This window comes from Streptomyces sp. NPDC000983 (assembly GCF_040299205.1).
In the GTDB taxonomy this organism is placed as follows: domain Bacteria; phylum Actinomycetota; class Actinomycetes; order Streptomycetales; family Streptomycetaceae; genus Streptomyces.
Map to the genome: position 1 here is coordinate 1 of NZ_JBEPBM010000088.1, position 8,709 is coordinate 8,709.

Genomic DNA, 8,709 nt, shown 5'->3' on the forward strand with positions numbered 1-8,709 from the left:
CGGCCGCCCCGGGGCTCCAGGTGGGGGCCGGGGCGGGCCCACAGGGCGTCGCGGGGCCCGGGGGGGGGTTGCGCGGCGGCGCCCCCGTCCTCCCGCGGAGGGAGCGGCACCGGCGCGCGGGCCTGCCGTCGCCGCGCGGACGGGACGGTGACGACAGCCCCTGGGGCCGGTCAGCCGGCCGTGGGCGCGGTCCAGTCGCCCGGCACCTGGCCCAGCCGGACCCGCTGGGGGTGGTCGCCGACCGGGACCGACACCACTTTCCGCCCGGTGGCGAAGTCGATCGCGGTGACCTGGTCGGTGCCGCTCTCGGAGACCACGCACGACCTGCCGTCCCCGCTGACCGTCGCCCAGTAGGGTTTCGACGCGGTGACCAGCGGGCCCTCCTGGAGGGTGGCGCGGTCCACGACGGTCGCGTAGTCGTCCATCGTGCCCGCGACGCACAGCTTGTCGCCGTCCGGGCTCATCGAAATCCCGTGGTGGCGCGAGTCGTTGACGAAGGTGGTGCGGTCGTCGCTGGTCGCCGGGTTCTTCGGCAGCGTCTTGGTGCGCACGATCTTGTCGGTGGCGAGGTCGTACTCGAAGAAGCCGTTGAAGAACGACACCTGGAAGTAGAGCTTGGTCTCGTCCGGCGAGAACACGGCCGGCCGGACCGCGTCGGAGTGGTCGGTCAGCCCGATCGCGTCCAGCCGCTGCCGCATGTCGATGACCTTGACCCGCTGGAACGTCGACGCGTCGACGACCGTGACGTACCGGTTGCCCTTCGTCCAGTCCAGCCAGGGGGCGTCGGTCTGCGTGTTCACGTCGCCGATCCCCATGTTGTAGATGTACTTGCCGTCCCGCGTGAAGATGTTCTCGTGCGGCTTGTCGGCGGTGGCGAACCTGCCGAGTTCCCGGCCGGTCCCGATGTCCAGCACATGCACGGTGTTGGAGGTCGAGGCCGACACCGCGACCCGCTTGCCGTCGGGGGAGACCGCCATGTGGTCGGAGCGGTAACCGGACACCGGGAAGCGCCAGTTGACCGCGCCGGTGGTGAGGTCGATGGAGACGACGTCGGCGAAGCTCGGCCGGGAGACGACCACCGAGGAGCCGTCGGGGGTCGAGTACATGTCGTCGACGAACTGGTCGTGGCCCTCGCCGACGCTGTTGCGGATCGCCATGAAGTAGATCCACCTGATCGGGTCGGCGTTGATCTCCGCCATCCGCCGGTCCCTGTCGGGGATGACGTCGAGCCGACCGAGCTTCGCGAAGTCCCCTTCGGAACGCAGGACATCGGCCGTGCCGTCCCAGTTGTTGCCGACGAACAGCACCTCGCGCAGGGGCACTTCGGAGGCGGCGGACGCGCCGCCGGCCGAGGCGGTGACGACGGTCAGGGCGAGGGCGGCGGCCGCCGCGCACAGATGCCTGGCGGGCCGGGATCCGAAGACGGGCATGGGTTCTCCTCCGAGCGGCGGGTGACGGGCTGCGGGTATCGGGCTGCGACTATCGAGTCGGATATGGCGTGCGCATGCCAAGTTGGCGATCTGAACACGGGGTCGTTCAGAGTTCGGCCTACTGGAAAGTAGGGAGCGGGGGGCCTTCTCCACAAGAGTGCGTACACGACAAGATGGCGAACGGCCCAGGAGAGGACGGACGTTGGCGGGCAGGCTCAGGGCACCGACCGGCCGCTACGGCGGCAGAACGGCGGAGGAACGCAAGGCCGAGCGCCGCCGCCGCTTCCTCGACGCGGCCCTGCGCCTCTTCGGCGACGCCCCGGGCTACCGCGCCACCACGGTCGCCGCCCTCAGTGAGGCGGCAGGGCTGTCGACCCGGCAGTTCTACGAGGAGTTCCGCACCCTGGAGGACGTCCTGGCCGCCCTCCACCTCCAGGTCAACGACTCCGCCGAAGAAGCCGTACTGGCCGGCGCCGCGCAGGCCGGCGACGCCCCGATGCCCGAGCGGGCGGCCGCGATCTTCCGGGCGTACGCGGCCCATGTCACCGCCGACCCGCGCCGGGTCCGCATCACCTTCGTCGAGATCGTCGGGGCCAGTCCCCGGCTGGAGGAGCAGCGGCTGGCCCGCCGCTCCCGCTGGGTCGACCTGATCTGCGCCGAGGCCCGGGCGGCGGCCGACCGGGGCGAGGCGGCCCAGCGCGACTACCGGCTCGCCGCCACCGCGTTCATCGGCAGCGTCAACGGGCTGCTGCACGACTGGAGCGCGGGCTGGGTGGACGCGACCCTGGACGAGGTCGTCGACGAACTGGTCCGCCAACTCCTCGCCATCCTCCGCCCGGTGGGCTGGGAGGCCGGCTGACGGTACGGGGGCCGGCTCTCAGTCCGCCAGACGCGCCACCGCGGTCAGCACCGGCGCCGTTCCGTCCTCCGCGCGGATCCGTTCGCCCAGGGCCCGGGCCCGCTCCCGGTGCCCGGGACCTCGTACGGCCCGCTCCAGGGCCGGGGCCAGGACGTCCGCCGTCAGCCCGCGCAGCGGCACCGCGCACGGCGCCACCCCGTGCGCCACGAGCCGGCGCGCCCAGAAGCCCTCGTCGAACTGGACCGGCACCGGCACGGCCGGCACGCCGGCGCGCAGTCCGGCCGCCGTCGTACCCGCGCCCGCGTGATGCACCACGGCCGCCGTCCGCGGGAACAGGGCGGAGTGCGGCACCTCGTCGACCGTCAGCATGTCGTCCCCGTCGGCCGCCAGCCCGCCCCAGCCCCGCTGGATCACCCCGCGCAGCCCGGCCCGGCGCAGCGCCCGCACGATCTGCTCGCTCAGCCCGGCGGGATCGGGCACCGTCGCGCTGCCCAGGCCCACGAAGACCGGCGGGTCACCCGCACCCAGGAAGTCCTCCAGGGCGCCCGGCAGCCGGGCGTCTCCGTCGTACGGCCACCAGTACCCGGTCACCTCCAGAGCCCTCGGCCAGTCCCTGGGGCGCGGCACGATCAGCGGGCTGAAGCCGTGCAGCACCGGCAGCGCGGGGGCGGCGTCCGTGCGGGGCAGGCCGAGCCGGGTCCGTACCGGGGGCAGCGCCGACGCGAAGATGTGCCGCATCAACAGGTCGACACCGTGCCCCGCGACCCGGTTGCCCACCGCGCCCAGGGGGCGGCCGCCCAGCACGGGCGGCGCGAACTCCCGCGTGGGGGCGAGCGGTTGGAGGTAGACGCCGAGCGCGGGCAGGCGCAGACCCTGGGCGACGGTCCGGCCGAGTGGGGCCAGCGAGCCGGCGAGCAGCAGAACGTCGCTGTCATGCGCGGCAGCCACCAGGCCGTCGGTCATCCTGCCCACCACCGCCCGCGCCAGCGCGGCCACTCGCACCAGCTTCCCGACCCCGGTGGAGCTGCGCGCCAGGCCCCGTCCGCGGACCGACTCCAACTCGGCCCGCGGGTCGACCGGCAGAGTGTGGAAGCGGACCTCGGAACCGGTCACCAGCCGCTCGAAGCAGCCGTGGGTGACCAGGGTGACCCGGTGTCCCGCCCGGGCGAGTGCCTGCCCGAGACCGGTGTAGGGGGCCACGTCGCCCCGGGAGCCCGCCGTCATGATCGCTACGCGCACGACGGTCAGTATGGCCCGGCGGCCGCCTGGCCGGGCTCCGCCACGACCGCCCCGAGCGTCGGCGTGCGTACGGCGGGATCACGCCGTACCGCGCCCCCGCCGCACGGGCAGGCGCCGCAGGCCGCGCAGCCGCGGGGGCGGGGGAGTCACGGGCAGCCGCCGCGCCCGCGTCCCGCGCAGCACCGACCGGAGCAGGGCCGCGGACGCGACCCGGCCCGCCGCGGACACCGCCCCGGCGCGACGAGCGCGCGCCGGACGGGGGCGGCCCATGCCCGCCCGCGCCGAGAAGGTCCAGGTCATCCGGGTGGAGAACTGGACCCTCGGCAGCCGGACGCCTACTCGTCCCATGCCTGGATCATCGTCTGCTCGACGATCTTGCCGTCCCGCAGCGTGATCATGGACTCGGCGAGCACCCGCATCCCGTCCGAGTACCGGCAGCTCTCGCTGAACGCGACGCTGTCGCCGTCCATCACGCAGCGCTCCATCTTGTGCGTCATGTCGCGGCTGTAGACGTCCGCGAGGAGTTCGCCGATCTCGTCACGGCCGTGCAGCACCCGTGGGGCGCTCGGCTGGGTGTTGCGGTCCACGACGCGCAGTTCGGCGTCGTCCGCGTACAGCGACAGGAGCGTCGCCGGCGAGTCTCCCTCGATGCCGCGACGCAGCATCTCGGTGTCGAATCCGGAACGTGCCGCGGTGCCCATGGTGACCTCCCACAAGGCCCGCGGCCTAGGGGAGTGTGCCGCGGGAGCCTCTCCTACGAGGCTCCTCCGGGCCGGCGGGCTCGGCAAGCGCAGCCGCCGCGGTCCGCCTGACGAGTGAGCCGTGCCGTCCGCCCGTGTCCGCCGACGGCCCGTCGGCGTTGCTCCGGACATGATCTCAACACGACGTATCGCCGCCGCGGTCGGTCTGGCCGCCGCGGTCACCGGTCTCGCCGCGCCCCTGGCCGGCGCGGCCGAGTCGAAGGCGGCCGACACCGGGTCGCTCAGCCCGATGAGCATGCTCGACTCGCTCACCGTGAGCGACATCCCCGAGCAGCACAAGGCGGCCGTCCCGCGGCCCTCCGCGCAGCTCGACCAGCTCAACCGGGTCCACGAACTGAACCAGCTGCACCAGGTGACCGACCTGGCCGCCCCGGTCACGGGCCTGCTCCCGGGCATCCAGTACTGATCCGTACCGGAGCCGACACCGACCCGCCGCACCATCCTGGGGCCGCCCGCTCAGCCGGGCGGCCCTCGGCACGTTCCCCGGGAGACCCTGACCGATGGCGCAGCCCCCGGACCGAACGGTGCGCCGGCGGCCCGGCTTCCCCGTGGACGCCCGGCTGACCCTGCGGAGCCTGCGCCGCGCCTTCCACGAACCCAACCACCGCACCGGGCCCGACGGCACCGTGTGGCGGACCGCGCTCACCGGCTCCGGGCCGGTCACCTACCGCGTCCGCCAGCGGCGCCCGGACGACCTCCACCTCGACCTCCGGGGCCCCGGCGCCGCCGAACTCGCCGACTCCGTCCGGCGCGAACCGGGCGGTGACGACCGGCCGGAGCTGTTCCGGCCCCGGCACCCCGTCCTGCGGCGGGCCGCGCACCGGCTGCCCGGACTGCGGGTGCCGTACACCGGGTGCCTGTTCGAGGCGCTGGTCCCCGCCGTCCTGGAGCAACGCGTCGTCGGCCTCGACGCCGCCACCTCCTTCGCCCGCCTCGTGCGGATCTACGGGCAGCCGCCTCCCGGACCCGCCCCCGCGGGCATACGGCTGCCCCCGGCGCCCGAGACCTGGCGGACCGTCCCGAGCTGGGAGTGGCGCCGGGCCGGCGTCGACCTGCACCGCTCCGCCACCTCGTGGCCGCCGCCCGCAACGCGGACAAGCTCGACCGGGCGGCCGACGACCCGGAGGGCGCCTACGCGCTGCCCGCGCACCTGCCCGGCATGGGGGTGCGGACCGCCGCCCAGGTCGGCCACCGCGCCCTCGGCGACGCGGACGCCCTCCCGCTCGGCGACCACCACCTCGGCACCCTGACCGGCGTCGCCCTCCTCGGACGGCCCCTCCACGACGACGAGATCGAGCCCTTCCGCCCGCACCGCCACCGCGTCCTCCGCTTCCTCGAACTCACCCCGGGCGCCGCCCCGCGCCGCGGACCCCGGTCTCCGCGCGCCGGACCGCTCCACTGACCGGCGGGCCGGCCGGCGCGCGTGTCGCCGAGGGGCGATCCGTACACACGTCTGATACGGATCGAGTCCCACCTGACGCTGCCCAAGGAGAAACCCATGGCCCCCACGTACGCCGTCACCGGCGCCTCCGGCCGCCTCGGCGGACGCGTCGCCCGACGGCTGGCCGCCGCCGGCGTCGAGCAGACCCTCCTGGTCCGCACCCCCTCGCGGGCCCCCCAACTCCCCGGCGCCACCGCCCTGCCCGGCGCCTACGACGACCCCGGCGCGGTCGCCCGCGCCCTGCGCCCCAGCGACCACGTCCTGATGGTCTCCGCCTCCGAGACCCCCGACCGGGTCCAGCAGCACCGCACCTTCATCGACGCCGCCGCCGCGGCCGGCGTCGCCCACCTGGTGTACATCTCCTTCTACGGCGCCGCCTCCGACGCCACCTTCACCCTCGCCCGCGACCACTGGCACACCGAGCGGCACCTGCGCGCCAGCGGCATCCCCTTCACCTTCCTGCGGGACAACCTCTACGCCGACTTCATGCCCGCGCTCGTCGGCGAGGACGGCGCCATCCGCGGGCCCGCCGGCGCGGGCCGGGCCGCCGTGGTCGCCCAGGACGACATCGCCGACGCGGCCGTCGCCGTCCTGCGCGCCCCCGGCGCGCACCTCGGCCGCACCTACGAACTGACCGGCCCCGAGGCGCTCGGCCTGGCCGACGTCGCGGACACCCTGACCGCCGTCACCGGCCGCCCGGTGACCTATGTGCCCGAGACGGTCGAGGAGGCGTACGCCTCCCGCAAGGGCCACGGCGCCCCCGACTGGCAGCTCGACGCCTGGGTCTCCACCTACACGGCCGTCGCCGACGGCTCCCTCGCCGGGGTGACCACCGCGATCGAGGACCTCACCGGGCATCCGGCCACCTCCCTGGAACAGGTGCTGCGGGCCTGAGCGCCCCTCCGCGGGGACACACCGTTCCGGATCAGTCGCGTAGGGTCGAACCGGACGCACACCGGTCTGAGGAAGAGAGGTCAGGACCATGGCGCAGCAGGTACGCGGCGTGATCGCGCCGGGCAAGGACGAGCCGGTACGGGTGGAGACGATCGTCGTGCCCGACCCGGGGCCGGGCGAGGCCGTCGTACAGATCCAGGCCTGCGGTGTCTGCCACACCGATCTGCACTACAAACAGGGCGGAATCTCCGACGACTTCCCCTTCCTGCTGGGCCACGAGGCCGCGGGCGTGGTCGAGTCGGTCGGCGACGGCGTCACCGAGGTCGCACCCGGAGACTTCGTCGTCCTCAACTGGCGTGCGGTGTGCGGTCGTTGTCGGGCCTGTCTGCGCGGACGGCCCTGGTACTGCTTCGACACGCACAACGCGAAGCAGCGGATGACGCTCACCGACGGCACCGAACTCTCCCCGGCCCTCGGCATCGGCGCCTTCGCCGAGAAGACCCTGGTCGCGGCCGGACAGTGCACCAAGGTCGACCCGGCCGTCTCCCCGCAGGTCGCGGGCCTGCTCGGCTGCGGTGTCATGGCCGGCATCGGGGCCGCCATCAACACCGGCAACGTGGGCCGCGGCGACACCGTCGCCGTCATCGGCTGCGGCGGAGTCGGCGACGCCGCCGTCGCCGGGTCCGCGCTGGCCGGCGCCGCCCGGATCATCGCCGTGGACATCGACGACCGCAAGCTGGAGAAGGCCCGCGCCATGGGTGCCACGCACACCGTGAACTCGCGCGAGACGGACCCGGTCGAGTCCATCCGCGAACTCACCGGCGGCTTCGGCGCCGACGTCGTCATCGAGGCCGTCGGCCGCCCCGAGACCTATCAACAGGCCTTCTACGCACGCGACCTGGCCGGCACCGTCGTCCTGGTCGGCGTGCCCACGCCCGAGATGAAGCTCGAACTGCCCCTGCTGGACGTCTTCGGCCGCGGCGGCGCCCTGAAGTCCTCCTGGTACGGCGACTGCCTGCCCTCCCGGGACTTCCCGATGCTCATCGACCTGCACCTCCAGGGCCGCCTGGACCTCGACGCGTTCGTGACCGAGACCATCGAACTCACCGACGTGGAGAAGGCCTTCGAGCGGATGCACCAGGGCGACGTCCTGCGCTCGGTGGTGGTGCTCTGATGGCCACCCGCATCGAACGCCTCGTCACCTCCGGCCAGTTCAGCCTCGACGGCGGCACCTGGGACGTCGACAACAACGTCTGGCTGGTCGGCGACGACCACGAGGTCGTCGTCATCGACGCCGCCCACGACGCGGACGCCATCGCCGAGGCCGTCGGCGACCGCAGACTGACCGCCATCGTCTGCACCCACGCCCACAACGACCACATCGACGCCGCACCCGCCCTCGCGGACCGCACCGGCGCCACGATCTGGCTGCACCCCGACGACCTGCCGCTGTGGAAGCAGACCCACCCCGACCGCGACCCCGACGCCCACCTCCTCGACGGGCAGGTCATCGAGGCCGCGGGCGCCGACCTGAGAGTCCTGCACACCCCCGGGCACGCGCCCGGCGCGGTCTGCCTCTACGACCCCGGACTCGCGACCGTCTTCACCGGCGACACCCTCTTCAAGGGCGGCCCCGGCGCGACGGGCCGCTCCTTCTCCCACTTCCCGACGATCGTGGACTCCATCCGCGACCGCCTGCTGACGCTGCCGCCCGAGACGAAGGTCCTCACCGGGCACGGTGACGGCACGACGATCGGGGCCGAGGCCCCGCACCTGGAGGAGTGGATCACGCGGGGCCACTGACGCCTCCGGCGCGCTTGTGGTGATACGGCTCCGGCCCGCCCTTAGCCGGCCGGGCCGGAGCGGGCGGCTCCCGCTTCCCGGGGGCGGCTCGACGGCCTGCGGCCCGGAGGCACATGGCCCGCCCACTGAGGCTTACGGCCCGGCTTGGTGGCGCGCGGTCCGGGGCGCGCCCGCAATGCCACCGCTCCGGGCCGTGGGCCCATGCCGGCCGGGCTGGAGCGCGGGGCTGCCGGTTTCCCGGGTCGGCTTGGCGAGCCCAGGCCTGGGCCTGGGCTCGCCAAG

Annotated in this window: 11 protein-coding genes; 7 read left to right on the forward strand and 4 right to left on the reverse strand. The window is 74.3% G+C overall.

The features are described 5' to 3' along the window. Positions 1-170: 170 nt before the first annotated feature. Entirely contained in the window at positions 171-1,430 is a 1,260-nt protein-coding gene (locus tag ABT296_RS37955; RefSeq protein WP_351934617.1) for a YncE family protein, read from the reverse strand. A gap of 202 nt (positions 1,431-1,632) precedes the next feature. On the opposite strand from ABT296_RS37955, the gene ABT296_RS37960 reads away from it, so the two are divergent. Further along, entirely contained in the window at positions 1,633-2,289 is a 657-nt protein-coding gene (locus ABT296_RS37960; RefSeq protein WP_351934619.1) for a TetR/AcrR family transcriptional regulator, read from the forward strand. Positions 2,290-2,307: 18 nt separating this feature from the next. On the opposite strand, the gene ABT296_RS37965 is transcribed toward ABT296_RS37960, so the two are convergent. From ABT296_RS37965 to ABT296_RS37975, 3 genes are all read right to left on the reverse strand, one after another. Further along, on the reverse strand, positions 2,308-3,513 hold the full coding sequence (locus tag ABT296_RS37965; RefSeq protein WP_351934637.1) for a glycosyltransferase: 1,206 nt from the start codon (positions 3,511-3,513) through the stop codon (positions 2,308-2,310). 93 nt (positions 3,514-3,606) lie between these two features. Beyond that, a complete protein-coding gene (locus tag ABT296_RS37970; RefSeq protein ID WP_351934621.1) occupies positions 3,607-3,876 on the reverse strand; it encodes a hypothetical protein in 270 nt (89 codons plus the stop codon). Then, a complete protein-coding gene (locus ABT296_RS37975) occupies positions 3,864-4,229 on the reverse strand; it encodes a nuclear transport factor 2 family protein (protein ID WP_351934623.1) in 366 nt (121 codons plus the stop codon). Before ABT296_RS37975 ends, ABT296_RS37970 begins: the two co-directional genes overlap by 13 nt. Before the next feature lie 169 nt (positions 4,230-4,398). Between ABT296_RS37975 and ABT296_RS37980 the strand changes: the two genes are divergently transcribed. From ABT296_RS37980 to ABT296_RS38005, 6 genes are all read left to right on the forward strand, one after another. Next, positions 4,399-4,695 (forward strand): hypothetical protein, encoded by a 297-nt coding sequence (locus ABT296_RS37980; RefSeq protein WP_351934625.1) that lies wholly within the window; start codon positions 4,399-4,401, stop codon positions 4,693-4,695. Between the two features lie 94 nt (positions 4,696-4,789). Continuing rightward, positions 4,790-5,539 carry a DNA glycosylase family protein gene (locus ABT296_RS37985; RefSeq protein ID WP_351934627.1) on the forward strand — a complete coding sequence of 250 codons (750 nt, stop codon included), beginning with the start codon at positions 4,790-4,792 and terminating at the stop codon, positions 5,537-5,539. After that, positions 5,449-5,691, forward strand: a complete 243-nt coding sequence (locus tag ABT296_RS37990; protein WP_351934629.1) for a DNA glycosylase family protein — start codon at positions 5,449-5,451, stop codon at positions 5,689-5,691. The genes ABT296_RS37985 and ABT296_RS37990 overlap by 91 nt, the downstream gene beginning before the upstream one ends. Positions 5,692-5,787: 96 nt before the next feature. Then, positions 5,788-6,624 (forward strand): SDR family oxidoreductase, encoded by an 837-nt coding sequence (locus tag ABT296_RS37995; RefSeq protein ID WP_351934631.1) that lies wholly within the window; start codon positions 5,788-5,790, stop codon positions 6,622-6,624. 88 nt (positions 6,625-6,712) lie between these two features. After that, entirely contained in the window at positions 6,713-7,798 is a 1,086-nt protein-coding gene (locus tag ABT296_RS38000; protein ID WP_351934633.1) for an S-(hydroxymethyl)mycothiol dehydrogenase, read from the forward strand. Further along, positions 7,798-8,427 carry an MBL fold metallo-hydrolase gene (locus ABT296_RS38005; RefSeq protein WP_351934635.1) on the forward strand — a complete coding sequence of 210 codons (630 nt, stop codon included), beginning with the start codon at positions 7,798-7,800 and terminating at the stop codon, positions 8,425-8,427. Before ABT296_RS38000 ends, ABT296_RS38005 begins: the two co-directional genes overlap by 1 nt. Positions 8,428-8,709: the final 282 nt, after the last annotated feature.